Source organism: Sanguibacter sp. Z6_81 (assembly GCF_057180625.1).
The window spans coordinates 94,442-120,784 of the sequence record NZ_JBXUFV010000003.1; the positions used below are offsets into that span (position 1 = coordinate 94,442).

Sequence of the window (26,343 nt, forward strand, 5' to 3'; positions counted from 1 at the left end):
CGAATCGCCACGGCGGGACATCGAGAAGGCTACGACCGATCCGCGAGCCCTCCCATCCCCCCACGGGATGACTCTGGGCCGTCAGGCCGTGCCAGCCCGGGCCGTGCCCAGCGAGCTCCCGGGTGATCTGTGCAGGTTGCCGATCAACCGCCGTACTCTGCGATGAGCGCGTCGAGCTCGCTCTTGTGATCGGAGATGAACTGCTCCTCGGTCCTGTGCTGAGCAGCGATGTAGGCGGCGTCCCAACCGACTTCTTCCCGGCACGCGCGGTCGGCGAGCGCCATGCTGATCTCCCACTCCCGCAGCTCTGCGACCGCCTGGGGGTCAGGGCTGATGTCGCTGTCGGGGGGGATGCCGTCGACCCATCCGTAGAGCTCGTCGAAGGAGGTGTACACCTCTTCCAACAGCTCGCCCTGGGACGCATACCCGGCGTGGCCGGCGTCGGCCATGCAGTCCGACCACTCCACGTCGGCGGCGAGGACCGCGGGATCTGCGAGGATGGTCTGCGTGAGCTCGAAGATCTTGTCGTAGAGCTCCCGGTTCGCGGGGTCGGCGAAGATCTCGGCGGAGGTCGCTCCCTCCTGACTCGCCCCGTAGCAGCCCAGCCCGTCGGCTGGTGGCGCGGATCCTCCCAGCTCCTCCGCCGTCACGCTGCCCGCCTCCTCGCCGTGGAGAGCCCTGAAGTACTCCTGCCTCGACGCCTCGGACAGCGACGCGACATAGTCCCCGTTGGGGTCGGTGGGTGCGTCGGGCACCTCCGGCGCATCACCGTAGAGCGACGCGGCACCGAACCCGTTCGCCGCGATCCACGACTCGGTGTTCCAGTCGTCCGCGCCGACGTCCGCTGCGCCGTCCGGTGCGCCTGCAGAGACCGTGTACTCGAACCCCTGGTCGGCCATGCACTGCGCGACCTTCTCCTCGAGCTCGACCTGCGCCGCCGCCGCGGCCTCCGGGTCGCTGTTCCAGATGCTGCCCAGGTACACGGAGAGCGGGCTGTCCTCGTACGTCGGCACGGGGTCCGTCTCCGGGGAGGTGGTGCTCGAGCATGCGCCGAGCAGCAGGACGGCTGCTGATGCGGCGACGACGGCTCGATGGTGTGTCGCAACGGTCTTCATGGTCGGGCACACCTTCCTGGGCCGGCTGCTGTGTCGATAGCCGACGACTGGCGCACCGGGCGGCGGGCGTGAGGAAGATGTCGCCGGGAACGGACGCCCGTCCCGTCGGTGACGTGGAGACGAGTGGCCTGTGCGGCCCGTACGACTCTAGAGCGCGGGACGGTCGGGACATATCCACCCGCGGGATGATCCTTCCCCAACACTCATCGGGTACGGAGGCAGGTCGGGGGCGCAGGGCACGTCGCCGCAAGCGGGGAGCGCTGTCCGGACAGCCGGTCCATGGCTCAGACGGGCGAGAGTCCCAGATGTCGTCCTGCGAGCCCGCGCGAGCGTGCGGCGAGCGAGCGCGCGATCGACTGCAGCGCGCGCGCAGCCGGCGTCTCCGGGTGGCTGAGCACGACAGGGACGCCGTCGTCGCCGGACTCGCGCAGCGCGATGTCGAGCGGGACGTGCCCGAGGAGCGGCACCGAGGTCCCCGTGAGCGTCGAGAGGTTCTCCGCCACCCGGGCGCCGCCACCGGCACCGAAGAGCTCGAGACGGGAGCCGTCAGGCTGCTCCAGCCACGACATGTTCTCCACGACGCCGACGAGGCCCTGGTTCGTCTGGGTCGCGACCGACCCGGCCCGCTCGGCGACCTCGGCCGCGGCGACCTGCGGCGTCGTCACCACGACGATCTCGCTGTTCGGCAGGAGCTGGGCCACGGAGATCGCGATGTCACCCGTACCGGGCGGGAGGTCGAGGAGGAGGACGTCGAGGTCACCCCAGAAGACGTCGGACAAGAACTGCTCGAGCGCGCGGTGCAGCATCGGTCCGCGCCAGACGACAGGCTGCCCGGCCGGGACGAACATGCCGATCGAGACGACCTTGACCTCGTGCGCGATGGGCGGCAGGAGCATGGAGTCGACCCGCGTCGGCTGCGCCGTGACGCCGAGGAGCCGCGGCACGGAGAATCCGTAGATGTCTGCGTCGATGACACCGACCTTGAGTCCGTCGGCGGCCATCGAGGCCGCGAGGTTCGCCGTGACGGTGGACTTGCCGACCCCGCCCTTGCCGGAGGCGATCGCGTAGATCTTCGTCAGCGATCCGGGTTCCGCGAAGGGGATGCGGGGGTCTCCGTCGCCCCCGCGCAGCATGGAGCGGAGCCCGGCCCGCTGTTCGCTGCTCATCACCCCGAGCTCGATCGCCACGTCGGTGATGCCCTCGACCGCGAGTGCCGCCGCGCTCGACTCCGCCGTCAGCGTGCTCTTCATCGGGCACCCCGCCGTGGTGAGGTCCAGCCCGACGACGGCACGGGCACCGGCGCCGGGGCCCGGCTGGACGACGACGGACCGCACCATGCCGAGCTCGGTGATCGGGCGGCGGATCTCCGGGTCGATCACGCGCGAGAGGGCGGCCCGGACGGCTGCCTCGAGGTCAGCGGTGGCGCTGGAGATGGGCATGCTGCCATCCTACGCAGCGGTCCGCCGTGGTCCGGTCCGGGCGGACGAGGTCAGGGCCGGTGGTCGCCCAACCGGTCGACGAGGTCGGGCCGCCCGGGCTCGTCGCCCTCGCGGGCCTGCCGCTCGGAGTCACGCTCGTCGTCCTTGGCGGTGATGTCCTCGAGGAGGTTGCGCAGCTCGGAACGGACGAAGTCGCGGGTCGCGACCTCGTTGAGCGCGATGCGCAGCGCCGCCATCTCGCGCGCGAGGTACTCCGTGTCGGCGAGGTTGCGCTCGCCGAGCTGACGGTCCTGCTCGGCGGTCACGCGGTCGCGGTCGGTCTGCCGGTTCTGCGCGAGGAGGATGAGGGGCGCGGAGTACGAGGCCTGCAACGAGAGCATGAGCGTGAGCGCGGTGAACCCCAGCGCCGCGGAGTCGAACTGCAGGTTCTCCGGTCCCCACACGTTCCATGCGAGCCACGCGATGCAGAAGACCGTCATGTACATGAGGAAGCGCGGGGTCCCCATGAACCTGGCGGTACCCTCGGCGACCCGGCCGAACGCGTCCTGCCTGAAACGGAACCTCGGCAGGAGGGTCCGTCGCGACTCCTTCGGGGTGTCGAGCCGGTCAGCCACGGCGACCTCCACGGCTTCCTGTCCGTCCGCTGCGCGAGGCGCGGGGCGGTGACTCGAGGCGCGTGCCGGTGCGGTCGAGCGCCTCGCTCTCGTCGCTCTCCCGCCAGTCTGCCGGAAGCATGTGGTCGAGGGCGTCGTCGACGCTCACGACGCCGAGAAGCCGCCGCTCGGAGTCGAGCACCGGAAGGGCGAGCAGGTTGTACGCGGCAAGCAGGCGCGTGACGCGCCCGAGGGGCGCATCCGTCGAGACGTGCTCGATGTCGGAGTCGAGGACCGAGCCCACGGGCTCGTGCGGCGGCTCCCGGAGCATCTTCTGGAAGTGCACGACCCCGAGGAACCGGCCTGTCGGTGTCTCGAGGGGAGGGCGCACGACGAACACCATCGAGGCCAGTGCGGGGGAGAGGTCGGCGCGCCGGATGCGCGCCATCGCGGCGGCGATCGACGTCTCCGGGGAGAGGACGACGGGCTCGGTCGTCATCATGCCGCCGGCGGTGTTCTCGTCGTACGCCAGCAGCCGTCGCACGTCCCTGGCCTCGTCGGGCTCCATGAGCTCGAGGAGCTCGGCGGCTTGTGCGTCGGGGAGCTCGTGGAGGAGGTCGGCCGCGTCGTCCGGCTGCATCGCCTCGAGGACGTCGGCTGCGCGGTCGTTGTCGAGCGAGGAGAGGATCGACACCTGGTCGTCGCCGGGGAGCTCCTCGAGGACGTCGGCGAGGCGTTCGTTGTCGAGGGCGGTGGCCACCTCGACGCGGCGGGTGGTGCCGAGCTCGTGCAGCACGTCGGCGAGATCCGCGGGCTTGAGGTCGTCGTAGGCGGCCAGCAGGAGGGCGGCCCCCTGGGTCGACGAGCTGTCGGCGAGCCCTGTGACGGACTCCACGTCGACGAGCTGCGTGTGTCCGCGGCGCCGCAGACCGAGCGCACCCTTGCCGGTGCCCGGGCGTCGGACGAACAGCTTGTTCACGAGCCAGTCACCGGTGCGCTGCTGCTCGATCGCAAGGTCCTCGATCGTCGCGGTGCCGGAGCCGTCGACGAACTCCACGGTGCGGTCGAGCAGCTCCCCGACCGCGAGGCTCTCGACCGCGCGCTGCTCGAAGCGGCGCATGTTGAGCAGGCCGGTGCTGATCACCTGGCCGGCGTCGATGCTCGTCACCCGGGTGAGCGGGAGGAAGACCCGACGGCGTCCGGGCACCTCGACGACGAGTCCGACGGCGCGCGGGGCGCCCTTGGGCCGGATGAGGACGACGACGTCGCGCACACGACCCACCTGGTCCCCGATCGGGTCGAAGACCATGGTGCCGGCCAGGCGCGCGACGAAGACCTGTGTTCCGACGCTGCTCACGGACGCAAGCCTACGCACTTCTCGCGCGACCGCCCCGGAGTGTCAGTGTTCGCGGTGCGTACAAACCCCCTAAACCAGGACAGACCGCTAGCGCGATACTCAGGCGTGCGAGACACTGAGCTATGAGCCTGAGCCAAGCACCCAACCTGCCGACCCAGCCCCGCGGCGAAGAGATCTCCTCCTACGGGACCTACCTCGAGGCGCAGAAGGCCGTCGACGTCCTCTCGGACGCGGGGTTCCCGGTCGAGTCCGTCACCATCGTGGGCACCGACCTCAAGATGGTCGAACGAGTGACCGGACGTCTGACGTACTCACGCGTCGCGCTCGCCGGGCTCGCGTCAGGCGCCTGGTTCGGCTTGTTCGTCGGCCTCCTGCTCTCCATGTTCGGAGGCGAAGGGGCCGCGCTCTCGATCCTTGCGGCCGTCGCCATCGGTGCAGGCTTCGGACTGCTGTTCTCCGTCCTCTCCTACTCGATGACGCGCGGGAAGCGTGACTTCACGTCCTCGAGCCAGATCGTCGCGACGTCCTACGCCGTCCTCTGCGACTCCACCCGCTCGCACGAGGCGACCCGCATCCTGCGGGAGAACCAGGTCGCCGGATGGGCCCGCCCGGTCGCCACCCCGCCGGTGCAGGACGCAGGCGCTGGTCCGGCGGCCGCCTTCACACCCACCGGACCAGGCACCGGTCCCGTCGGCCCGTCGCCGCTCACGAAGGACGGCGAGCCCCGCTACGGCGTACGGATCGCGGACACGACGCCGGTACGGCCCGAGAGCGATCCGACGGCTCCCTGATCGACCCCGGGGCGCGCGCCCTCACGACCGCAGTGTCGCCATCCAGGCCTCGACGTCCTCCGGCCGGCGGGGCAGCGCCGCCGAGAGGTTCTCGTTCCCGTCTGCCGTGATGAGGACGTCGTCCTCGATGCGCACGCCGATGCCCCGCAGCTCCTCCGGGACCGTGAGGTCGTCGCTCTTGAAGTACAGGCCCGGCTCGATGGTGAACACCATCCCCGGCTCGAGCTGCGCGTCGAGGTACATCTCGCGTCGTGCCTGCGCGCAGTCGTGCACGTCAAGACCCAGGTGATGGCTCGTGCCGTGCACCATCCAGCGCCGGTGGAACTGGCCCTCGGGTGCCAGCGACTCCGCAGCGGTCCCGGGCAGGAGGCCCCACTCGGCGAGGCGGGCCGCAATGACCTCCATCGCGGCCGCGTGCACGTCCGAGAACTTCGCACCCGGTCGCGCGGCAGCGAACGCGGCGTCCGCGGCGTCCAGCACGGCGGTGTACACCCGCCGCTGGGCGTCGCTGAACGTCCCGCTCACAGGCAGAGTCCGCGTGATGTCCGCGGTGTAGAGCGACTCGACCTCGACCCCGGCGTCGAGCAGCAGGAGGTCGCCGTCGCGCACCGTGCCGTCGTTGCGGATCCAGTGCAGGGTCGTCGCGTGCTCGCCGGCGGCGGCGATCGTCTCGTAGCCCACGGTGTTCCCCTCCAGGCGGGCGTGAGCATCGAACGTCGTCTCGACGACGCGCTCCCCGCGCCGGTGCGCGGTGGCGCGCGGCAGATTCCGCACGACGGCGGTGAAACCGTCGATCGTCGTCGCGACGGCCTCGCGGATCTCGGCGATCTCGAACGGGTCCTTGACCAGACGCAGCTCGGAGAGCGCCTCGGCCAGCTCCTCGTCCGGGGTGGCGCCGTCTGAGCCGGCTCCGTCGGCCACCGTGCCCTGCTCGGGAGGTGTGGGGTGCATCAGCCGGAGCGACTCGACGAGGATCTCCGTCGCGCTGTCGGACCCCGGCACCACGCGCACCTGCGCACCGCTGCTCTCGACGTCGTGGGAGAGGCGGGCCGGGAGGTCGTCGATGTGCGCCGCCCGGATGCCGGTGAGCATCGTCACGTCGGCCAGGGACGGACGTGCACCGACCCAGAACTCGCCGTACCGGGCGTCGGCGTAGAACTCCTCCGTGTCGCGGTCCGCGAGGGGACGGACGTAGAGGACGGCCTCGTGGCGCTCGGTGCCGTCGCGCCGCTCGACGGGATGCAGCACGAGCACCGCGTCCGGCTCGCGGTCCGCACCGAGACCAGTGAGGTGCGCGAACGCGGAATGCGGCCGGAACCTGTAGTCCGTGTCGTTGGACCGCGTCTTGAGGGATCCCGCGGGAACGACGAGCAGGTCTCCGGGGAACCGGGCGGAGATCGCCGCCCGACGAGCCGACGTGTACGGTGCCGCCCGGCCGGGAGTGACCCGCGCACCCCGTCGAGGAGCCCACCCGCTCGCGATGAACGCACGAAATCCGTCCGAGGACGGCCGCTGCGACCGGTTGCTGCCGCGGTCGCTCAACGGCTGGGTCGGTGTCAGCGACTCCGAGGGGAGGGCGGGATCGGTCGGGGAGAGTGCGTCGGACGTCATCCCTCCATGCTCGCACTCCTGCGGGGACGTCCGCACACTCCTCAGTACAGTGGCTCTCGTGCCACGCGACCTCATCATCGACCTGCACGCCCACTCGAACGCCTCGGACGGGACGGACGCGCCCGCCGCGGTCGTCGAGCGCGCGGTGGAGGCAGGCATCGACGTCATCGCCCTGACGGACCACGACACGACGTCCGGGTGGGGCGAGGCCGCGGACGCCGCCCGCCGCACCGGTGCCACGCTCGTCCGGGGGGCGGAGATCTCCGCCAAGCACGCCGGCGTGAGCGTCCACGTCCTCAGCTATCTCCATGACCCGGAGCACGAGGCGCTGCGCGCGCAGAACGAGCGGGTCCGCACCGCGCGGACCGAGCGGGCCCGGACGATGGTCGAGCGCCTGGGACACGACTACGCCCTCACCTGGCAGGACGTCCTCGACCACACGGAGGAGGGGACGACCATCGGCCGACCGCACATCGCCGACGCACTCGTCACCGCGGGCTACGTGCCGGACCGCTCGGCAGCGTTCTCGACGATCCTCGCGACGGACACCCCGTACTACGTCCCGCACTACGCGCCCGACGCACTGGATGCGATCCGCGCGGTGCGGTCAGCAGGTGGTGTCGCGGTGTTCGCCCACCCGGGCGCCGACGTGCGCGGCCGCATCGTGTCCGACGCGGCGATCGAGGAGATGGCGGCGGCCGGGCTCATGGGGCTCGAGGTGCAGCACCGGGACAACAGCCCCGAGCAGCGCCGCCGCCTGACCGACCTGGCGCGAGCGCTCGGGCTCTTCGTCACGGGCTCGAGCGACTATCACGGTGACGGCAAGCCCAACCGGCTCGGTGAGAACACGACGAGCCCCGCGGTCCTCGAGCAGATCGAGGCCGCGGGGCTCATGGACGTGGTCCGGCCCGCCTGACGCGGCGCGCTCCCACCCGACCACCGTGGGCGGCGCGCCGCGGACAGAGGTCAGGCGGTGGCGGGCGCCTCGCCGGGTGTCGAGCTCCCGCTCTCCTGTCCGCCGGACCGGGTCCGGCGCCGGTTACGGTTCCGGCGGGGACGGGTGCTCTCGCCGTCACCCGATCCCTGTGCCCCGGTGGACGACGGTCCCGTCGTGGCGCTCGCAGGCGCCACGGCGTCCGCAGCTGTCGCTGTGCTCTGCGCTGCCGGCGAGCTGTCGTCGCGGACGCGGGTCCGAGGGCGCCGCTCGCCCTCGCGCGGTGCCGTGTCGCGGGCGCCCTTGTCGCGGGGTGCCGCGCTCCGGGAAGCGCCCTCACGGCGACCGCCGCCCGCCGAGCCAGCGCCTGCTGGAGCCGCACGGCCCGAGCCTCGCTTGCCCGTCTCGCCGAGGTCCTCGAGGGTCTCGGCGGCCAGGCCTGCCCGTGTCTGCGCCGACCGCGGGAGCCGGCCCTTCGTCCCCTCGGGGATGTCGAGGTCGGAGTAGAGGTGCGGGGACGTCGAGTACGTCTCCACCGGCTCCGGGATGCCCAGGTCCAGCGCCTTGTTGATGAGCGACCAACGCGGCATGTCGTCCCAGTCGACGAAGGTCACCGCGGTGCCCTTGTGTCCCGCGCGGCCCGTGCGGCCGGTGCGGTGCAGGTACGTCTTCTCGTCCTCGGGGCACTGGTAGTTGACGACGTGGGTGACCTCGTCGACGTCGATGCCGCGTGCCGCGACGTCCGTGGCGACGAGCACGTCGACCTTGCCGTTCCGGAACGCGCGCAACGCCTGCTCGCGCGCACCCTGGCCGAGGTCGCCGTGGATCGCTCCCGCAGCGAAGCCACGTTCCGTCAGGTCGTCAGCGACCTTGGCGGCCGTGCGCTTGGTGCGGGCGAACACGATCGACAGACCACGCCCGTTGGACTGCAGGAGTCGCGCGAGCACCTCGACCTTGTCGAGCGCGTGCGCGCGGTACACGACCTGCTTGATGTTCTTCACGGTCTGGCCGCCGTCGTCGGGGTCGTTCGCCCTGATGTGCGTCGGCTGCTTCATGTACTTGCGCGCCATCGTCACGACGGCGCCCGGCATGGTCGCCGAGAAGAGCATCGTGTGCCGGACCGCGGGCGTCCGCGACAGCAGGCGTTCGACGTCGGGCAGGAACCCGAGGTCGAGCATCTCGTCCGCCTCGTCGAGCACGACGCACTGCGCACGGGTGAGGTCGAGGTGCCCCTGCTTGAGCAGGTCGATCATGCGTCCCGGGGTCCCGACGACGACCTCGACCCCCTTCTCGAGGGCAGAGACCTGCGGCTCGTACGCGCGCCCGCCGTACAGCTGGACGATCCGGACCGACCGACGCGTGGACGCTGCCTCGAGGTCCTTGGCGACCTGGACCGCGAGCTCGCGGGTGGGGACGATGACCAGGGCCTGGGGCTTGCCGGGCGCGGGGAGCTCGTCGTAGCCCTCTTCACCGGGTGCCACCACCCGGTGCAGCAGCGGGACGCCGAAGCCGAGCGTCTTGCCCGTCCCGGTCTTCGCCTGGCCGATGATGTCGTGTCCCGACATGGCCACGGGCAGGGTCATCGCCTGGATCGGGAACGGGGTGACGATGCCCGCGTCAGCGAGCGACTGGACGATCTCCGGCCGTACGGCGAAGTCGCTGAAAGTGGGGTTGGCAGCCTGGACGCTGCTCGAAGTGGTGGTCACGTCGCCTCAAGTGTCTCTTGGTGGGCGCTGCACGTCGTCGGCCGGAGCTTCCGCGAGGACTCGCGGCGCTGAGACGTCAGGACGGGCGTGCGCGCCTGTGGCCGGCAGCCGATCGCAGGTATGCGCGCCGGGGCGGACCGCTCTCGCGGGCTTCGCTCCGACCCAAGGGTCGAGACGACCGGGCAACCGATGTACGTCCATAGCGTATCGGACGCAACCCTCCACCGGGGTCGGTACGTACTCTTGTCCGATGAGCGACGTGAGGTCCACCGCAAGCCACCCCCCAGCGCGCGAGACGCAGCCCCACGACCGTGGCCGGCCGGGTGGCGCCACGACGGAGCTCGCCGACACCCTCGACCTCCTCGGTCTCATCGCCTACACCGAGCTCGCGTCGTTCACGAGGCTCGCCTCGGACGCCGCCAGCGCGCCGACCGTCGACCAGCAGCTGCGCCTCGTCAGGCTGGCCGGGGCCGCCCTCCAGCGGCAGGAGCGCATCCTTGCGCACATCGCCGACCTCGGCGAAGAGCCCGACCCGCACATGCTGACCTTCTTCGGCACGTTCGACGACTACGACGCGCGCACCGAGCCCGGCACCTGGTGGGAGGGCGTCCTCAAGGGGTATGTCGGGAGTGGCGTGGCTGACGACTTCTGCCGCATCGCGGCGCAGGGGCTCGAGCCCCGCACGCGAGCAGTCGTCATGGAGGTGCTCGACGAGAACCGCACGGCCGAGCTGTCGGTGGAGATCCTCGGTGACGCGGCGCGGGGTGACGCCGTGCTGGCATCGCGCCTGGCCCTGTGGGGGCGGCGTCTCGTCGGCGAGGCCCTCGGCCTCGTCGGGCACCTGCTGAGCGAACGCCCGAGCCTGGGCAGGCTCGTCGTCAGCGGTGCGGCGCAGATGGCTGGCGACGTCGTCGCCGACCAGTCGTGGTTGTTCGCCCAGCTCACCGCCGAGCACACCCGTCGCATGGGCCGGCTGGGGCTGGCCGCCTAGGGCCTCACCGCCCGGCCGCCCACCGCGCGGTGGGCGGCCGGGCGGGGCCGGAGCGAGGGGCGTGCCCGAGGGCGCCGCCAGGCCTCCCGGGCGGGCCGCCTCAGATGGAGGCGAACCCGACGCGGCGCTGGGCCTCGCTGCCGATCTCCACGTACCCGATCGTCGCGGACGGCACGAGCACGCGCCGCCCACGGGTGTCCGTGAGCTCGAGGACCGCTCCGCCGGTGAGTGCGTCCGTGACCGCCTTGGTGACCTCGTCGGCCGTCGCGTCGGTCTCGACGACGAGCTCGCGTGCCTGGTTCTGAACGCCGATCGTGATGTCCACGGGTCCCACTTTCCGTTGCTCCGAGGGCTGGTGACCAGCCGTACGCTCTGATCCTAGGCGGACGTATCGGCGTCGGGGGCGCCGTCACGCCGGAGCATCCCGTGTATTCCGCGCCAAGCGAACTGCGCGATGAGGTCGGTCGTCTCCTCGGTCGGGGTGGAGGACGTCAGATCGGTCTGCGGCAGCTGCTTGAGCAGCGCCTCTGCCGCCGCGACGCGGGCGACCGCGGTCGACGTCCGCGCGACGACGAGGGCCTGTGCCGGAGTGAGGTCGGTGATCTGCGCGAGCACCCGGGCGATGACCTCGGCGTTACGCCGGTTCGGTCCCTCGACCCGGTCCCGGACGGTGGCGTCGCGGGTCACGTCGGACTCGAACAGCAGCGACGCCGCGACCCCGGACCCCTCCGCGAACTCCACGTACGCGCGCACCACCGCGTGGACGACGTCGTACCCACCGGGTGCGGTGTCCGGTGCGTCGATCGCCTCCTCGACGGGGACGAGCGCAGACGACACGGCATCGACGAGAGCGCTCCCACGGTTGTCGATGACGGCGAGGTAGAGGTCGAGCTTCGAGGGGAAGTGTCGGTAGAGGATGGGCTTCGACACCTCGGCGCGCTCAGCGATGTCATCCATGGAGATGTGATGGAACCCGTGCTCGGCGAAGAGCTCCTGTGCGATCGCGAGGAGCTGCGCGACGCGCTCACTCTTGGGCATGCGAGGCCTCGTGCGGCGCTCCGCGGGGGCAGGTGGGTTGCTCTGCACCTGTCCAGCGTAGGGCTACTCGCCCGGATTCTGGCACCATGGGTGGGTGACCCCGCAAACCTCTGCCCGCCGACCGGTGGTGCGTGACACCGACGTGCGTCGGCCCGGACGCCGGATGCGCGCTCTCCCGGCCCTGGCGCTCGCCGTCGTGGGCCTGCTGGGTGGGGTCGCCACCGGAGCGGCCTCGGGCGACGGCGTGAGGTCGGTGCTCGGCGGCCCGGCGCTCTCGGGCGCCCGCTCCGACGGGACCGCGCCGACGGCGGGCACGGACGCGCACTCGACCGACCGTGCGCCGGCCAGCCGCGGCGGAGCCCGCGACCCGCTGCCCACCGGGACAGGGGTCCCGGACGGGGAGGCGGTCTCTGATGCGCCCGCCGTGCTGCCGGACGCCCAGGCTCCCGCGGTCGACGTCGCTCCCGTCGAGCCGCCGGTGCTCGTCGAGCCGCCGGCGCCCGTCCTGCCCGCTGGTGTCACGGAGTCCGACTTCGCCGCAGGCATGCTCTCCACCGACGTCCCTGAGTTCGCGGGAGGTACCTTCCACGTGGTGCCGGGGGAGGTACCCGCTCCGGGCGGAGGTGAGGTCAAGACCGTCCGCGTCGAGGTGGAGCACGGGCTCCCGGTCGACGGCGAGAAGGTCGCTGCCCTTGTCATGGCGACGCTCAACGATCCGCGGAGCTGGGGTGGGGACGGCTCGCAGACGTTCGCCCGGACCGCGGGAGAAGCGTCGTTCACCGTGACCCTCGCCAGCCCGGACACGACGGACGCGCTCTGCGCCCCGATGGACACCGTGGGCATCTGGTCGTGCGGTCAGTACCGCAACGCGGTGCTCAACTACATGCGTTGGGCCGGCGGCTCCGGCGTCTACGGCGAGGACCGGGTGGCCTACCGGCAGTACCTCGTCAACCACGAGGTCGGGCACGTGCTCGGCAACCGCCACAAGCAGTGCGGCGGACCTGGCGCCCTTGCCGACGTCATGGTCCAGCAGAGCGGCGAGGCGATCTCCTGCGTCCCGAACGGGTGGCCACGGCCGTAGCGGCCGACCGCTCCGCCGGTCCTGTGACATACGTCCCGTCCCGGCGGTCCTGGTCCTCGCTGTCGGTGGCTCGTGGTCCCATCGTCCCGTGAAGCTCCTCGCCCCTGAACCCGTCACGCTGACGACCGGCATGACCGGCACCGCCGGTGATGCTGGGCGCAGGCTGCTCGACGCGTCGCAGCAGCGCGCCCTCCGGGGGGCGCTCGAGGAGCGGGTCTCGATCGTCCTCGGTGCGCCGGGCACCGGGAAGTCCGTGGTCGCCCAGGAGATCGTCGTGGCAGCGGTCGACAGAGGCCTGCGGCCCGAGGACGTCCTCGTGCTGGCGGCGACCCGCCGGGGAGCCGGTGACCTCCGGGACGCGCTCGCGGGTCGGCTGGCAGCAGCCACCCGAGGTGCTGTGGTCCGCACCGCCGCGTCGGCCGCGTTCTCCGTGCTCGCGCGCAGCGCGTCGGTGGCCGGCGAGCCACCACCGACGCTCATCACGGGTCCGGAGCAGGACCTCGTGCTGGCCGAGCTCCTCGCGGGGCACGCTCGCTCCGAGGGCGTCGACGTGGGGTGGCCCCGGACGATCCCGGAGGAGACGCTGGGCCTCCGGGGTTTTCGCCAGGAGCTGCGCGACCTTCTCATGCGTGCCGCCGAGAGGGGGCTCGGACCCGAGGACCTGTCTGAGCTCGGCAGGCAGCATGCACGTCCCGAGTGGGTCGCCGCGGGGCGGATGTACGACGAGTACCTGTCAGTCATGGCGCTGCGTGAGCTCACCCCGGACGCCGGGGCGCGGTTCGACCCGGCCGTGGTCGTCGACGAGGCGGCGCGCGTCCTCGAGCGGTGGCACGGCGAGCACAAGCCGTCCTGGCAGCTCGTCGTCGTCGACGACTACCAGGAAGCCACGGCGGCGACGGCGCGGCTGCTCCATCTCCTGGCCGCCGACGGGGCACGCCTCGTGCTGCTCGCCGACCCGGACTCCTCGGTCCAGGCGTTCCGCGGGGCCAGCCCGTCCCTCGTGGGCCGTGCTGCAGCGGGACGGCCGCCCGCGGCGGGCTCCGCGCCGGGATCGAGCGGCAGCGTCGGGGAGCTCGGCGCCGAGGTGTTCGTCCTGACGACGGCATGGCGCAACGGACCGGCCGTGCGGGAGGCGACGCGTGCCGTGACGCAGGAGATCGGCTCGGTCGGTGCGGTCGAGCACCGCCGTGCGGGTGCCGGCTCCGCGACGACGGACTCGGTCGAGACAGCGGTCCTCGCGTCGTCCGCGCTCGAGGAGGCGCACGTGGCGCGGGTGCTGCGCGGCGAGCACATCCTGGCAGGCACGCCATGGTCCCGGATGGCCGTGGTCGCCCGGTCCGGGACCATGCTCGTGCGCCTGCGTCGGGCACTGACGTCCAGCGGGGTGCCTGTGGCCATCCTCGGGAGCGACGTGCCGCTGCGTGACGAGCCAGCCGTGCGCCCGCTCCTGGCGGCGGTGCGCGCGGTCCTCGCGGACGAGCTCGATATCGACAGCGTCGTCGAGCTGCTGACCTCGCCGCTCGGCGGCATCGACGCGGTGGCGCTGCGGCGCCTGCGCCGGCATCTGCGCTCTGAGGAGCTTGATGCTGGAGGAGGCCGGTCGTCCGACGCGCTGCTCGTCGAGATGCTCGGCGACCCCGCGCGCGTCGCCTCCCTGCCGTCCGACGTCGCCCGCGCCCCGCTCCGGGTCGCACGCATGCTCGTCGCCGGGCGGGCAGCCGTCGGGGAGCCAGGAGCCACGGCCCAGACTGTCCTGTGGGCGTTGTGGGCCGCGGCCGACCTCGCCGAGACCTGGCGGGCCATCGCCGTCAACGGCGGCCCGGGAGCGGCGCGAGCAGACCGCGACCTCGACGCCGTCATGGCGCTCTTCCGCGCAGCGGAGCAGTTCGTCGACCGGGTGCCGCACGCGACACCGCGGGCATTCGTCGACCACCTCGAGGCCCAGGATCTGCCGGCGGACAACCTCGCGGCACGTGCAGCGACGACCGAGACCGTCCAGCTGCTCACCCCGGCCGGTGCTGCCGGGGGCGAGTGGGACGTCGTCGTCGTCGCCGGGGTGCAGGACGGGACGTGGCCCGACCTGCGCCTGCGCGACTCCCTGCTCGGTTCGCAGGCGCTCGTCGAGGTGCTCAGTGGGCGGGCCGACGGCACCGCGGACGCGAACGTCGTCGCACGCGAGGCGCGCCGCGCCGTGCTCGCCGACGAGCTCCGGGCGTTCGCGGTGGCGGTCTCCCGGGCGCGTCGACGGCTCGTGGTGACAGCGACGAGCGATGCGGACTCTGCGCCGTCGGTGTTCCTCGACCTCCTCGCGCCCTCGCCCGACCGTGCAGCCGGAGATGCCGGGGAGCCGGGGACGGGCGACGCCAGAGCCGCGGCTGCTCGTCCGTCGACTCCGGTGACGGACGCGGGGTCGGCTCCTCTCGACCTCCGCGGCATCGTCGCGACCCTGCGGACGGAGCTCGCGGCGGAGCTGGCCGAGCCCGGGGTGCCCGAGGTCGGGGCCGGGCCGGACGGAAGGGCGGTGACCGGGGGGCCCGTCGCACCGGTTCGCGTCGGGGAGCCCGGGCCGCGAGCGGAATCCTTGGCCGCGCTCCTTGCGCGCCTCGCGAACGCGGGGATACCGGACGCCGACCCCCGGAGCTGGTACGGGTCGGGAGAGGTCTCCTCGACCGCGCCGCTGCGGCGCGACGACGAGCTCGTCGTCGTCTCACCGTCCAAGGTCGAGCAGGTGCACCGGTGCTCCTTGCGGTGGGCCCTGGAGAGCGCCGGTGCCACCGCCGCCGACGCGGTCTCGCAGTCCGTCGGGACCCTCATCCACGACATCGCCCGAGAGCTTCCCTCCGCGGGGCACGCCGAGCTCGCGGCGCGGCTCGATGCACGCTGGTCCGAGCTGGGTCTCGCCGACGGGTGGCCATCCGTGCAGCAGCGGCGCCGCGCCGACGCGATGATCCGGCGGCTCGCCGAGTACTACACGAGCGTGCCGGGGGAGGTCCTCGTCGAGGAGACCTTCGAGCTCGCCGTGGGGCGTGCCGTGCTGCGCGGCTCCGTCGACCGCCTCGAGACGGTCGACGGCGGAGTTCGGGTCACGGACCTCAAGACCGGCCGTTCGGTGCCGAGCGTGGCGGAGACCACGACGAATGCGCAGCTCGGCTCGTACCAGCTCGCCGTGGACGGTGGTGCCTTCGCGGCGCTCCCGGAGGGGATCAGGAGCGTGGGCGCCCAGCTCGTCTTCGTCAGCGACGGGGCGACCGGCACGCGCCGGGCCCAGCCCGCGCTCGCGGAGGACCGCACCGACTGGGCGCGGGCCCTCGTGCAGGACGCGGCCGAGACGATGGCGGGCGCCCGGTTCGCCGCGGTCGAGAACCCCCTCTGCGCGATGTGCGGCGTCCGCCGCGCATGCCCGCTCCAACCCGAGGGCAGGGTGCTCGCCCACCTCACCGCGACGAGGGACCAGCCCGGGGCCGCGGCAGGTGCGGCGGCGGGCCGCACGCCCGGTGCGGGGGTCGACGAGCGGATGGACCACACGAGGACCCAGGACGAGGAGCAGCGCCCATGAGCACGCACCGCACGGCGGGTGCGCGGTTGAGCGCCGCACGGATCGCAACGCTCCTCGGCCAGCACCCTCCGACCCAGGAGCAGGCAGCCGTCATCGAGGCACCGCTGAGCCCGATGCTCGTCGTTGCCGGCGCGGGGTCGGGCAAGACGGAGACCATGGCGGCACGTGTCGTGTGGCTCATCGCCAACGAGCTCGTCGAGCCGCACGAGGTGCTCGGACTGACGTTCACGCGCAAAGCGGCGGGGGAGCTGTCCGAGCGCGTCACCGTGCGCCTGCGGCAGCTGCGCAGGGCGCTGCCCGGCTCGACGGCGCACGTCCTGGACGCGCTCGACCGCCCGACGATCTCGACGTACAACGCCTACGCAGCCTCGCTCGTCGCCGATCACGGGTTGCGCGTCGGACGCGAGCCCGGCGCATGCCTGCTCTCCGAGGCGAGCCTGTGGCAGCTCGCCAGCCAGGTCGTGGAGCGCTGGCACGGCGACCTCGGGACAGACGCCGCCGTCTCGACCGTCGTCTCCGCGGTGCTCGACCTGTCGAACGCCCTCAGCGAGCACCTGCTGAGCGTGAGCGATGCCCGCGAGGGGATCTCCAGGCTCCTCGCGGACATCACGAGCACCCCGTTCGGAGGCAGACGGCACAGCTACCACGCAGACGTGGCAAAGCTCGCGGCGTCGCTCGCCGAGCGCCACCGTCTCCTCGACGTCGTCGAAGCCTTCCAGGAGCGCAAACGGGCGATGGAGGCCGTGGACTTCGGTGACCAGGTGGCTCTCGCGGCCCAGCTCGCCGAGGAGGTGCCCGCCGTCGGGAGCAGCGAGCGAGGCAGGTACCGCGTGGTGCTCCTCGACGAGTATCAGGACACCTCGTACGCGCAGATCCGGCTCCTGTCAGCACTGTTCGGCGAGGGGCACCCTGTCACGGCCGTGGGTGACCCCAACCAGTCGATCTACGGCTGGCGCGGGGCGAGCGCCGCGGGACCGGCGAGGTTTCCCGAGCAGTTCAGGACAGCGACCGGCCAACGCGCGCCCGTCCACCACCTGAGCACGTCGTGGCGCAACGACCTGGCGATCCTCGACGCCGCGAACGCTACCGCCGCGCCCTTGCGTGCAGCAGCCGGCACGAGCTCGTTGCCGACCCTCGGCGCACGCCCCGCCGCCGGCCTCGGGTCCGTGCACGCCGTCTATGCAGCGACGACGGAGGAGGAAGCAGCGGCCGTCGCCGAGTTCATCGCCAAGAGATGGGCACCAGGGGAGGCCACCGCTGCCGTGCTGTGCCGGGCGAGGAGCCAGTTCCCGGCCATCGAGGCAGCGCTGCGGGTGCGCGGCCTACCCGTCGAGGTCGTGGGGCTGGGTGGGCTCCTCGACACCCCTGAGGTCGTGGACCTCGTCGCGCTCCTCCAGGTCGTCCATGACCCGTCGCGGGGGGACTCGCTCGCTCGGCTGCTCACGGGCCCACGGACGAACCTCGGTGCGGCCGACCTCCACGCCCTCGGAGCCCGCGCCAAGGAGCTCCGGCGGCGGCGTCCCACCGCGGCAGGCGCCGAGGGCGACCCAGCGGACGAACGCTCGATCGTCGACGCGCTCGACGACCTCCCCCCGGCATCCTGGAGCGGTCCGGACGGCCGCAGCTTCACGGCCGCCGGCTGGGCACGGCTCAGGAGCCTCGCCCAGACCCTCCGTGAGCTGCGGTCCCTCACGTACCTGTCGCTGCCGGAGCTCGTGGACCGGGCGGAGCGCGCGCTCGGGCTGGACATCGAGCTCGCGTTCGGCGCGGCCAGGCTGCACGCCGGGCAGCCACGGCCGGGTGCTGATCCTCGCGGACGTGCGCACCTCGACGCGTTCCGTGAGGTTGCTGCAGCGTTCGCAGACAGCTCGGACCTCACCACCCTCGGCGCGTTCCTCGCGTGGCTCACCTCCGCCCAGAAGCGTGAGCGCGGGCTCGAACGGCCGGGCAGCACGCCCGATCCCGACGCGGTGCAGCTCATCACCGTCCACGCGTCGAAAGGACTGGAGTGGGACGTCGTGGCCGTGCCCGGGCTGGTCGACGGCGCATTCCCGTCGACCAGGTGCGCCGGAGACACCGTGGCCCGCTCCACCGGGTGGCTCACGTCCCTCGGAGCGCTCCCCTTCCCCCTCCGAGGTGATGCCGGCGACCTGCCGGAGCTTGCGCTCGCGGGCTCGGACGACTCCGCGGAGCTCAACCAGCGGCTCAAGGACTTCACCGCGCGGTGCGGTGCCCACGAGGTGCTCGAGGAGCGCCGGCTCGCCTACGTCGCGTTCACCCGAGCGCGCTCGGACCTCCTGCTCACGGGAGCATGGTGGCGGACGGCCGTGAAACCGACGACTCCGTCGATCTTCCTCACCGAGCTCCAGGACGCCGGTCTGCTGGCCGAGTCCACCGTGGCGGACCCGCCCGAGGAGGGCGCGGCGAACCCCCGGGACGCAGAGCCCAGGACGGCGACGTGGCCGCTTGACGACAGCGGCTCGGGAGAGGGAGGAGCCCACAGGCACGGGACCGGGGACACCGCCGACCCGAGCCGGGAGGCCGGCGACCTGACCGGGCGCCCGTCTCCGCTCGAGCTCGTCCGTCGCTCACGGGATCTCGTGCTCGACGCGCTGGAGCGTGCTGCAGACACGACGCTGCCGCAGGGCACTGAGCCGTCCCGCACTGCGCCGTCCGGCACTGAGTCGCCCCGCACCGAGCCGTCCGGCACTGAGCCGTCCCACACTGCGTCGCCTCCCCGACCCCTCCTGCTCGCGCAGGACGGCACGGACCTCGTCGCGCTCACGGAGATTCTTCTCGCGGAGCGTCATGCGAGCCGGTCCCGCGCGGAGTCGGTGCCGTTCCCGGCGCACGTCTCAGCCTCGGGGCTCGTCGAGATCGCTCGCGACCGTGACGCGTACGCGCTGTCTCTGCGCCGTCCGGTGCCGCGCCAGCCCTCCGTGCACTCTCGTCGGGGTACCGCGTTCCACCTGTGGGTCGAGCAGTACTACGGGTCCACCGCGCTGTTCGACGTGGACGACCTCCCTGGCGCCGACGACGACAGGATCGACCCTGACCTCGAGCTCGTGCAGCTGCGACGCACCTTCGAGGGGTCCGCGTGGGCGCGGCTCGTCCCGCTGGAGGTCGAGGTGGCCATCGATACCGTCATCGCAGGTGTGGTCACCCGGACTCGCATCGATGCCGTCTTCCGCGACCCGGAACGTCCGCCCGGCACCGCGACGAGCCCGGGTGGCGGCGTCGTCGTCGTGGACTGGAAGACCGGACGCGAACCCCGCGACGCCGATGCCCGCCGGGCACGGGAGGTCCAGCTCGCTGTGTACCGGCTCGCCTGGTCGCAGTGGTCCGGTCTTCCGCTCGAGGACGTCGCCGCCGCCTTCTACTACGTGGCAGACGACACGACCGTCAGGCCCGCGTCCCTCGCCAGCAGGTCCGACCTAGAGAGGCTCGTCCGCGGCGAGGTGGAGCTCCCCGGGACATGACGGTCGGTCAGGGTCGGGCGCCGGTCTTGGGCGCCCTCGCACCGCTCGCACCCCGACCCGCGCGCCCGCCGGTGTCCCGGAGGACGGCGTAGTTCGTCGTCTCGACGTTCGCGTAGGGCCGGGGGGCCGACTTCTCGTAGTCGGGGATCCGGGCGGGGCGCTGGATGGGATTCCCGGACCGCTCCGACTCGGCAGCCTCGACATCGAGGTCGTGCAGCATGCCCACGGCGTCGGCGACGACGTCGTCCAAGCCGTTGCGGACGCCGTGCAGGAGCCAGCGGGCGAGGGCGAGCTCGCTGGCGAGGAGCGCGCGCTCGACGATCCGCGGATCGATGAGCTCGGTCCGGCGCAGCTGGTAGGCCTCCATGAGCGAGTCCACCGCCTCGTGAGGAGCGGACGCGAGCAACCACGCGAGGTCGTCCGCCGGGTCCGCGACCTGCACCTCGAAGAAGTCGGTGACCGCACTGACCTGCCCGGCCTGGACGAGGACGTTGTCCGAGCTGAGAGCGCTGTGCGTCACGACCGCGCGGAACCGCCACAGCGACACGTCCTCGAGCATCCGTTCCCATCGACGCAGCAGCGTCGCCGGGACCTTCCCGGTGCGGGCCGCCTCGTCCACCTCGGACAACCGCCGTCCCCGGTACTCCTCCGCCGTGTAGACCGGGTGGCCGGACGACTCGACGAGCGACACCGGCAGCTCGTGCAGCGCCGCGATCGCGCGCCCGACGCTCGCCGCCAGACCAGGTCCGGGCGTCAGACGCGAGACGTCGAGCGGATGACCGGGAAGGTCGGGGTGGACGATCGCGCGTCCTCCCTCGGGCAGCGAGACGAACCCCGCAGCCCGCGGCACGAGGAACGGCAACGCACCCGAGTCGACGTGAGCCACCAGGCCCGACAGGAATGCCGCCTCCGCCTCGAGCGCAGCGCCCGCAGCGGTGGAGTGCGGCGCGCGCACCATCCACCGCCGGCGCTCCGCGTCGATGGCCACGGCGCAGTCGAAACCGTGCGGAGCGGTCACCGGTACGACGTGGTGGACGTCGAGTCCCGGGACGGCGAGGGTCGACATGGCGGCGAGGGCGAGGGGAGAGCGTTGCACACAGCCACGGTAGTCGGCTCGGCGCGAGGATGCCTGAGCCCGGACCCTGGCGCCCGCACGGTCACGGCGGCTGCGACGAACGTCACGACGCACCTACGGTGTGAACATGGCACTCGTCGACTGGACTTCCTTGCCGCTCTCCCGCGCAGCGACCTCCCGGTACGCGGAGAGGCGGACAGAGCCCGACCTCGTCGCGTCCGTGCTGGACGAGGAGGGCACCGAGGTGGTCCTCGTCCATCGGGGCCGCCTCGCTGTCGAGCCGGACGGTCGGTCGCTCGCGCGCGTCCCAGCCGCGCGCCTGCGCGAGGCGCTCGGTCCCAGCAGCTCGTCCGACGGAGCCGAGCGGCGCGGTGACTGGCTGTACCTCGGCGCGGACGAGGACCGGGCGACGGGAGGTCCCGAGACCGTCGGTCGAGCCGACGGGGCGCCAGAGCGCCAGGCTGCCGGGCTGCGCTCCTACCTGGCGTTCGTGCTCCCTGACGAGGCGGGGTCCGACGAGGTGGACATCTCGGGCGTGGCCGCCCTGGACCCGTGCGACGAGCTCGTCGAGGAGCACCGGTGGGCGTCCCTGCGTGACGTGGGCGAGACTCTGCCCGCACTCGATGCGGGCCTTGCCACAGCGACCGTCGCACTGGCCGCCTGGCACGCGTCGCACCCTCGGTGCCCGCGGTGCGGGGAGCCGACCGAGGCCGTGCAGGGCGGATGGGTCCGTCGGTGCACCAACGACGGCACCGAGCACTATCCGCGGACGGACGCGGCGGTGATCATGGCGGTCGTCGACGCCGGGGACCGCCTCCTCCTCGGGCGCTCTGCGCGGTGGCCCGTGGGCCGCTACTCGACGCTCGCGGGGTACGTCGAGCCCGGTGAGCCCGTCGAGGCTGCGGTACGGCGCGAGGTGATGGAGGAGGTCGGTGTCGTCATCTCGGCCGTCGAGTACCGAGGGAGCCAGCCGTGGCCGTTCCCCGCGTCCCTCATGCTCGCGTTCGTCGCGCACGCGTCGTCCACCGACGTCACCGTCGACGGTGAGGAGATCGCGGACGCCCGGTGGTTCACCCGCGAGGAGCTCCAGGAGGCCGTGGCGACCGGGGGCGTGCTCCTGCCGAGCCGCACCTCGATCGCCCGGGCCCTCATCGAGGAGTGGTACGGCGAGCCCCTCCCCGGGGCGTGGAACGGGCACGGCGGCTGACCGGGAACGTCCGGTCAGCCGCCGTGCACCGAAAGGTGGGCGGTGTCAGGCCGCGAGGCGGGCCTTGACGTCCGCGAGGGAGGGGTTGGTCGCGGACGACCCGTCGGGGAAGACCACCGTGGGGACCGTCTGGTTCCCACCGTTGACCTCCTGGACGAACTCGGCGGTGCCGGGAACCTCCTCGATGTTGATCTCCGTGTAGCCGATCCCGGCAGAGTCGAGCTGCGTCTTGAGCCTGCGGCAGTAGCCGCACCAGGACGTGCTGTACATGACGATCGACCCGGGGTCCGGGATCGTCGGGGAGACCGCTGCCTGCTCACTCATCGCGTGGTTCCTTCACTCGGGGGGTGCTCCTGCCGGCCCTGTGAGGACCGTCGCACCAGTATGTCCCAGCCGTGCGGGCGGGCACCTCGGGCTGGGATGATGGGGGTGATGTCACACGCCTCTGCTCCTGCCGGTCACCCCGCCTCCTCCGTCCCGCGCCCTCTCTCGGCGGACGCGATCCTCGACGCGCTCGACCCGGACCAGCGTGCGGTCGCCGAGACGCTCACCGGACCGGTCTGCGTCCTCGCGGGCGCCGGGACGGGCAAGACCCGCGCCATCACGCACCGCATCGCGTACGGCGTCCGCACGGGCGTCTACACGCCGACGACCGTCCTCGCAGTGACGTTCACGGCACGGGCAGCAGGGGAGATGCGGACCCGCTTGCGCGACCTGTCCGTGGTGGGTGTGCAGGCCCGGACGTTCCACGCGGCCGCCCTGCGCCAGCTGAGCTTCTTCTGGCCGCAGGTCGTCGGTGGACCACCCCCGCGCATCCTCGAGCACAAGGCCCCGGCCGTCGGGGAGGCGGCGCGTCGCCTCGGGCTGTCCGTCGACCGGGTGGCGGTCCGGGACCTGTCGTCGGAGGTCGAGTGGGCGAAGGTCTCGCTCGTCACGGCGGAGGACTACGAGCGCGCGTGCACCGCGATCGCCCGCCCCGCTCCCGCGGGCTTCGACCACCGGACCGTCGCCCGGCTCATCGCGGGCTACGAGGAGGTGAAGACGGAGCGCTCCGTCATCGACTTCGAAGACGTCCTGCTCATGCTCGGTGACATGCTCGCGTCCCAGCAGTCGGTGGCCGAGCAGGTCCGGCGCCAGTACCGGCACTTCGTCGTCGACGAGTACCAGGACGTGTCGCCCCTCCAGCAGTTCGTCCTCGACCAGTGGCTCGGCGGCCGGGAGGAGCTCTGCGTCGTCGGTGACCCGAGCCAGACCATCTACTCGTTCACGGGTGCGACGCCGCACCACCTCCTGACGTTCACCAAGGCTCATCCCACCGCGCGCGTCGTGCGTCTGGTGCGCGACTACCGCTCGACGCCGCAGGTGGTGCGACTCGCGAACGACCTGCTGTCCGTACGTGGGCGCCCGCGGGCGGGGACGCACCCTGCGCTCGAGCTCATCGCTCAGCGGCCGTCAGGACCGCCGGTGGCGTTCACGACCTACGACGACGACGAGGCGGAGGCGTCCGGCGTCGCGGCCAAGGTGGGCCGGCTCGTCGCCGGCGGGACTCCTGCCAGCGAGATCGCGGTGCTCTACCGCACGAACGCGCAGTCGGAGGTGTTCGAGCAGGCCCTCGCGGACGCGGGGATCGGCTACCTCGTGCGTGGCGGAGAGCGCTTCTTCCAGCGCAAGGAGGTCCGTGACGCGATCGTCCTCCTGCGTGGTGCTGCGCGTTCGGCGGAGCCCGACGTCCCCGTCACCGAGACGGTGCGCGACGTCCTGTCGTCGGCGGGCTGGTCCCCCGAGCCGCCCGCTGCCCGGGGTGCGGCGCGGGAACGCTGGGGCTCCCTGCAGGCTCTCGTCGCACTCACCGACGACCTTGCGGCGACCCGTGAGGTGACGCTCGCGGACGTGGTCGCTGAGCTCCAGGAGCGCTCGGCGGCGCAGCACGCGCCGACGGTGGAAGGCGTCACGCTCGCGTCCCTCCATGCCGCCAAGGGGCTGGAGTGGGACGCGGTCTTCCTCGTCGGTGCGAGCGAGGGGCTCATGCCGATCTCGCTCGCAGAGACGGACGAGGCCGTCGCCGAGGAACGGCGGCTGCTCTACGTCGGTGTCACCCGGGCACGGGTGCACCTCGAGCTGTCGTTCGCGCGGGCACGCAACCCTGGAGGGCGTGCGTCGCGACGTCGCTCCCGCTTCCTTGACGGACTGTGGCCGGGCGAGGCACCGGCCGGGCAGGCGCGACGGCGGGAGCGCGCCGGGACCGGGCAGAGCGCGGTGGCGCTCACCGGCACCTACGACCCCGCGCTGCTCGAGGCGCTCAGTCGGTGGCGGTCCCAGCAGGCGAAGGCCATCGACCGTCCCGCGTTCGTCGTGCTGTCCAACGCCGTGCTCGAGGCGATCGCGGAGCTGCGGCCCCGTTCGGTGCCCGAGCTCGTGCGCATCAACGGCGTCGGACCGAGCAAGGTGGACGCCTACGGGGAAGCGGTCCTCGCTGTCGTCGCCGAGCACCTGAAGAACGCCGACGATAAATAGGTTGCACGCGGCGCAGGGGCGGGAATAGTGTTCACGAGTCCCTGGAGGAGAGCGGCCCGCCGAGAGGCGGGGGCTCGCGATGAGAGGAGGTGGGTGCAGCGATGAAGAACGAGATGGTGACCACGCAGGTCACATGGTCCGGCAACGAGAGCGCCCTTGCGCGCCATCGGGCCCGTACCGCCCGTACCGCCCGTATCGCCACCCACGACTCCGCTCCAGGCCGTCGTCCCCTGTAGCACCGGGACGATCACAGCCCAGGCCGCGGAGTCCATCAGGGATCCGCGGCCTTCGTCGTCTCCACGCCCCTCCGCTCACGGCGGGCGAGGCGGACGCCGCCGCGTATCCCTCACGCCCCATCGACGAGACGTACCAGGGATACCAGGAGGACACCGTGCGGCGCACACTGCTGCTCGAGACGACACGACCGACACAGGACACGACCTGTCCACCGTCGGCCGTCGGGGGCGACGCCCTGACGGACGCGGTGCGGCGCGCACGCGAGGACCGGGAGTTCGACGACGTCGTCGCCGGCCTGGCGCCGTGCCGCTGGAACGACCCTGAGCTGTGGTTCGCCGAGCAGAGCGACAGGGTGGAGGAGGCCAAGGCGCTGTGCCGCGGCTGCCCGCTCGTCAGCAGCTGCCTCGCCGGCGCGATCGAACGCGCGGAGCCCTGGGGGGTGTGGGGCGGCGAGGTGTTCGTCGACGGCGTCGTGGTCGCTCGCAAGCGCGGCCGCGGCCGTCCTCGCAAGGACGCGGCGGCCTAGGCGGCACCGCACCCGCACCCCGGGTGCGGTGCCCACGACCGTACCCGGGGCAGGACGTCCGGCAGGGACAGCTCGATGGTCTCGCCGCACGTCGCGGGACGGTGCCCGTCGATGTGTGCGAGCACCTGCGCGGCGGCCAGCGCGCCCGCGACCCCGGAGACGCAGGACTCCTGCGCGGCGGGCAGGTCGCGTGCTGCGGCCCGCAGCTGCGACGCCAGTGCCGACCAGCTGGCGTCGTGCTCCGCGCGGTGCAGGTCGAGGCAGTGCAGGCACGGCGAGTCGCCCGGGATGACGAAGGGCCCCACGACGACGTCGCCCTCCCGGACGACGACCGCCAGGTGCGCGACCTCTTCGGCCACGAGCCGTGCCGTGGCGATGGGGTCGGCCACCTCGTCGAACACGAGGACCACGACGTCGGGGGCGTCACGCTCGCTGCCGATGCGCGTGCTTCGAGAGCTCTCGGCGAGGACCTCTGCTGCGGCGCGTCGGCGCGCTCGTCCGACGTGCGGCTCTCGCAGACCACCGACGCCCACGTCGGCGGTGCGGACGGGGCGGGAGTCGTCGAGCAGCAGCGTCCCGACGCCGGCGGACGCCAGCGAACCGGCGATCACCATCCCGATCCGGCCCAGCCCGACGATGCCGACCGTGCCTGCGGCACGGCGGTCCAGCGCCAGCGAACCACCCGCACCCTGAGTCACGTGGTCGATCGCAGCGAGGTCGTCCGTGCGTGCGGACGGCACGCACGGTGGTGCCGTGTCCGGGACGAGCAGTCCCGAGCGGGCGAGGGGTTCGAGCTCCTCGGGAAGCTCCGCGGCGGCCTGTCCGGCCGCGGGACGACGGGGGCGGCTCGGTCGCGACGCAGCCGACGCGCGCAGTGCCGTGGCTGCGTCGGGGGAGACCTGCGGCAGCAGCATGGCCCACCGGGGGTCGGCGCCGACCTGCAGGCCGTCGGCCCCGCGGTCGAGGATCCGGAGGCCTGCTCTGAGCTTCATGCGGACGAGCGTGGCACGTCGGTGCAGCTCCACGGTGTTGTCCACAGTCTGGTCCGAGCAACGATGTTCGGCGGGGCATCTACCCCAGCAGGCGGGCAGGC

At 72.5% G+C, this 26,343-nt stretch carries 20 protein-coding genes; 9 read left to right on the forward strand and 11 right to left on the reverse strand.

Annotated features, from left to right (window positions below):
• Positions 1 to 143: 143 nt before the first annotated feature.
• From AC2AXK_RS08815 to AC2AXK_RS08830, 4 genes are all read right to left on the reverse strand, one after another.
• Positions 144 to 1,115, reverse strand: a complete 972-nt coding sequence (locus tag AC2AXK_RS08815) for a hypothetical protein (RefSeq protein ID WP_484345000.1) — start codon at positions 1,113 to 1,115, stop codon at positions 144 to 146.
• A gap of 284 nt (positions 1,116 to 1,399) precedes the next feature.
• The gene (locus AC2AXK_RS08820; RefSeq protein ID WP_484345001.1) at positions 1,400 to 2,554 is read right to left on the reverse strand and encodes an Mrp/NBP35 family ATP-binding protein; all 1,155 of its coding nucleotides are present in this window, start codon (positions 2,552 to 2,554) and stop codon (positions 1,400 to 1,402) included.
• Positions 2,555 to 2,604: 50 nt separating this feature from the next.
• Positions 2,605 to 3,168 carry a DUF1003 domain-containing protein gene (locus tag AC2AXK_RS08825; RefSeq protein WP_484345002.1) on the reverse strand — a complete coding sequence of 188 codons (564 nt, stop codon included), beginning with the start codon at positions 3,166 to 3,168 and terminating at the stop codon, positions 2,605 to 2,607.
• On the reverse strand, positions 3,161 to 4,504 hold the full coding sequence (locus tag AC2AXK_RS08830; protein ID WP_484345003.1) for a magnesium transporter MgtE N-terminal domain-containing protein: 1,344 nt from the start codon (positions 4,502 to 4,504) through the stop codon (positions 3,161 to 3,163). Before AC2AXK_RS08830 ends, AC2AXK_RS08825 begins: the two co-directional genes overlap by 8 nt.
• 122 nt (positions 4,505 to 4,626) lie before the next feature.
• Here AC2AXK_RS08830 and AC2AXK_RS08835 point away from each other — a divergent pair, with 122 nt between their 5' ends.
• Positions 4,627 to 5,295 (forward strand): YflT domain-containing protein, encoded by a 669-nt coding sequence (locus AC2AXK_RS08835; protein WP_484345004.1) that lies wholly within the window; start codon positions 4,627 to 4,629, stop codon positions 5,293 to 5,295.
• Between the two features lie 21 nt (positions 5,296 to 5,316).
• On the opposite strand, the gene AC2AXK_RS08840 is transcribed toward AC2AXK_RS08835, so the two are convergent.
• Positions 5,317 to 6,906 carry an aminopeptidase P family protein gene (locus AC2AXK_RS08840; RefSeq protein ID WP_484345005.1) on the reverse strand — a complete coding sequence of 530 codons (1,590 nt, stop codon included), beginning with the start codon at positions 6,904 to 6,906 and terminating at the stop codon, positions 5,317 to 5,319.
• 58 nt (positions 6,907 to 6,964) lie between these two features.
• Here AC2AXK_RS08840 and AC2AXK_RS08845 point away from each other — a divergent pair, with 58 nt between their 5' ends.
• The gene (locus AC2AXK_RS08845; protein ID WP_484345006.1) at positions 6,965 to 7,822 is read left to right on the forward strand and encodes a PHP domain-containing protein; all 858 of its coding nucleotides are present in this window, start codon (positions 6,965 to 6,967) and stop codon (positions 7,820 to 7,822) included.
• Between the two features lie 50 nt (positions 7,823 to 7,872).
• On the opposite strand, the gene AC2AXK_RS08850 is transcribed toward AC2AXK_RS08845, so the two are convergent.
• Positions 7,873 to 9,546, reverse strand: coding sequence for a DEAD/DEAH box helicase (locus AC2AXK_RS08850; RefSeq protein WP_484345007.1), 1,674 nt, complete (start codon positions 9,544 to 9,546; stop codon positions 7,873 to 7,875).
• Positions 9,547 to 9,796: 250 nt separating this feature from the next.
• On the opposite strand from AC2AXK_RS08850, the gene AC2AXK_RS08855 reads away from it, so the two are divergent.
• Complete coding sequence (locus AC2AXK_RS08855; protein WP_484345008.1) at positions 9,797 to 10,537, forward strand: ferritin-like fold-containing protein; 741 nt, start codon at positions 9,797 to 9,799, stop codon at positions 10,535 to 10,537.
• Positions 10,538 to 10,637: 100 nt separating this feature from the next.
• On the opposite strand, the gene AC2AXK_RS08860 is transcribed toward AC2AXK_RS08855, so the two are convergent.
• Both AC2AXK_RS08860 and AC2AXK_RS08865 read right to left on the reverse strand, forming a co-directional pair.
• Positions 10,638 to 10,862, reverse strand: coding sequence for a DUF3107 domain-containing protein (locus AC2AXK_RS08860; RefSeq protein WP_484345009.1), 225 nt, complete (start codon positions 10,860 to 10,862; stop codon positions 10,638 to 10,640).
• Positions 10,863 to 10,915: 53 nt separating this feature from the next.
• Positions 10,916 to 11,575 (reverse strand): TetR/AcrR family transcriptional regulator, encoded by a 660-nt coding sequence (locus AC2AXK_RS08865; RefSeq protein ID WP_484345010.1) that lies wholly within the window; start codon positions 11,573 to 11,575, stop codon positions 10,916 to 10,918.
• Positions 11,576 to 11,669: 94 nt separating this feature from the next.
• Here AC2AXK_RS08865 and AC2AXK_RS08870 point away from each other — a divergent pair, with 94 nt between their 5' ends.
• The 3 genes from AC2AXK_RS08870 to AC2AXK_RS08880 all read left to right on the forward strand — a co-directional run bounded on the left by AC2AXK_RS08870 (position 11,670) and on the right by AC2AXK_RS08880 (position 19,691).
• The gene (locus AC2AXK_RS08870) at positions 11,670 to 12,656 is read left to right on the forward strand and encodes a DUF3152 domain-containing protein (protein ID WP_484345011.1); all 987 of its coding nucleotides are present in this window, start codon (positions 11,670 to 11,672) and stop codon (positions 12,654 to 12,656) included.
• A gap of 88 nt (positions 12,657 to 12,744) precedes the next feature.
• On the forward strand, positions 12,745 to 16,212 hold the full coding sequence (locus AC2AXK_RS08875; protein ID WP_484345012.1) for an ATP-dependent helicase: 3,468 nt from the start codon (positions 12,745 to 12,747) through the stop codon (positions 16,210 to 16,212).
• A complete protein-coding gene (locus tag AC2AXK_RS08880; RefSeq protein ID WP_484345013.1) occupies positions 16,209 to 19,691 on the forward strand; it encodes an ATP-dependent DNA helicase in 3,483 nt (1,160 codons plus the stop codon). Before AC2AXK_RS08875 ends, AC2AXK_RS08880 begins: the two co-directional genes overlap by 4 nt.
• 7 nt (positions 19,692 to 19,698) lie before the next feature.
• Here the strand turns inward: AC2AXK_RS08880 and AC2AXK_RS08885 are convergent, their stop codons facing one another.
• Positions 19,699 to 20,787, reverse strand: coding sequence for a phosphotransferase (locus AC2AXK_RS08885; protein ID WP_484345014.1), 1,089 nt, complete (start codon positions 20,785 to 20,787; stop codon positions 19,699 to 19,701).
• A gap of 106 nt (positions 20,788 to 20,893) precedes the next feature.
• On the opposite strand from AC2AXK_RS08885, the gene nudC reads away from it, so the two are divergent.
• Complete coding sequence (gene nudC, locus AC2AXK_RS08890; RefSeq protein ID WP_484345015.1) at positions 20,894 to 21,973, forward strand: NAD(+) diphosphatase; 1,080 nt, start codon at positions 20,894 to 20,896, stop codon at positions 21,971 to 21,973.
• Between the two features lie 45 nt (positions 21,974 to 22,018).
• Here the strand turns inward: nudC and AC2AXK_RS08895 are convergent, their stop codons facing one another.
• Positions 22,019 to 22,297, reverse strand: a complete 279-nt coding sequence (locus AC2AXK_RS08895; protein WP_484345016.1) for a mycoredoxin — start codon at positions 22,295 to 22,297, stop codon at positions 22,019 to 22,021.
• Between the two features lie 108 nt (positions 22,298 to 22,405).
• Between AC2AXK_RS08895 and AC2AXK_RS08900 the strand changes: the two genes are divergently transcribed.
• Complete coding sequence (locus tag AC2AXK_RS08900) at positions 22,406 to 24,487, forward strand: ATP-dependent helicase (protein WP_484345017.1); 2,082 nt, start codon at positions 22,406 to 22,408, stop codon at positions 24,485 to 24,487.
• 391 nt (positions 24,488 to 24,878) lie between these two features.
• Positions 24,879 to 25,250: a WhiB family transcriptional regulator gene (locus AC2AXK_RS08905; protein ID WP_484345018.1), complete on the forward strand. Its 372-nt coding sequence runs from the start codon at positions 24,879 to 24,881 to the stop codon at positions 25,248 to 25,250.
• Here AC2AXK_RS08905 and AC2AXK_RS08910 read toward each other — a convergent pair.
• Complete coding sequence (locus tag AC2AXK_RS08910; RefSeq protein WP_484345019.1) at positions 25,247 to 26,242, reverse strand: ThiF family adenylyltransferase; 996 nt, start codon at positions 26,240 to 26,242, stop codon at positions 25,247 to 25,249. The two genes, AC2AXK_RS08905 and AC2AXK_RS08910, sit on opposite strands and share 4 nt — an antisense overlap.
• Positions 26,243 to 26,343: the final 101 nt, after the last annotated feature.

Coding starts and splice junctions, on each gene's coding strand:
- AC2AXK_RS08815 (WP_484345000.1), bottom strand. CDS start 1,115: ATGAAGACCGTTGCGACACACCATCGAGCCGTCGTCGCCGCATCAGCA.
- AC2AXK_RS08880 (WP_484345013.1), top strand. CDS start 16,209: ATGAGCACGCACCGCACGGCGGGTGCGCGGTTGAGCGCCGCACGGATC.
- nudC (WP_484345015.1), top strand. CDS start 20,894: ATGGCACTCGTCGACTGGACTTCCTTGCCGCTCTCCCGCGCAGCGACC.
- AC2AXK_RS08835 (WP_484345004.1), top strand. CDS start 4,627: ATGAGCCTGAGCCAAGCACCCAACCTGCCGACCCAGCCCCGCGGCGAA.
- AC2AXK_RS08820 (WP_484345001.1), bottom strand. CDS start 2,554: ATGCCCATCTCCAGCGCCACCGCTGACCTCGAGGCAGCCGTCCGGGCC.
- AC2AXK_RS08865 (WP_484345010.1), bottom strand. CDS start 11,575: ATGCCCAAGAGTGAGCGCGTCGCGCAGCTCCTCGCGATCGCACAGGAG.
- AC2AXK_RS08840 (WP_484345005.1), bottom strand. CDS start 6,906: ATGACGTCCGACGCACTCTCCCCGACCGATCCCGCCCTCCCCTCGGAG.
- AC2AXK_RS08910 (WP_484345019.1), bottom strand. CDS start 26,242: ATGAAGCTCAGAGCAGGCCTCCGGATCCTCGACCGCGGGGCCGACGGC.
- AC2AXK_RS08900 (WP_484345017.1), top strand. CDS start 22,406: ATGTCACACGCCTCTGCTCCTGCCGGTCACCCCGCCTCCTCCGTCCCG.
- AC2AXK_RS08855 (WP_484345008.1), top strand. CDS start 9,797: ATGAGCGACGTGAGGTCCACCGCAAGCCACCCCCCAGCGCGCGAGACG.
- AC2AXK_RS08895 (WP_484345016.1), bottom strand. CDS start 22,297: ATGAGTGAGCAGGCAGCGGTCTCCCCGACGATCCCGGACCCCGGGTCG.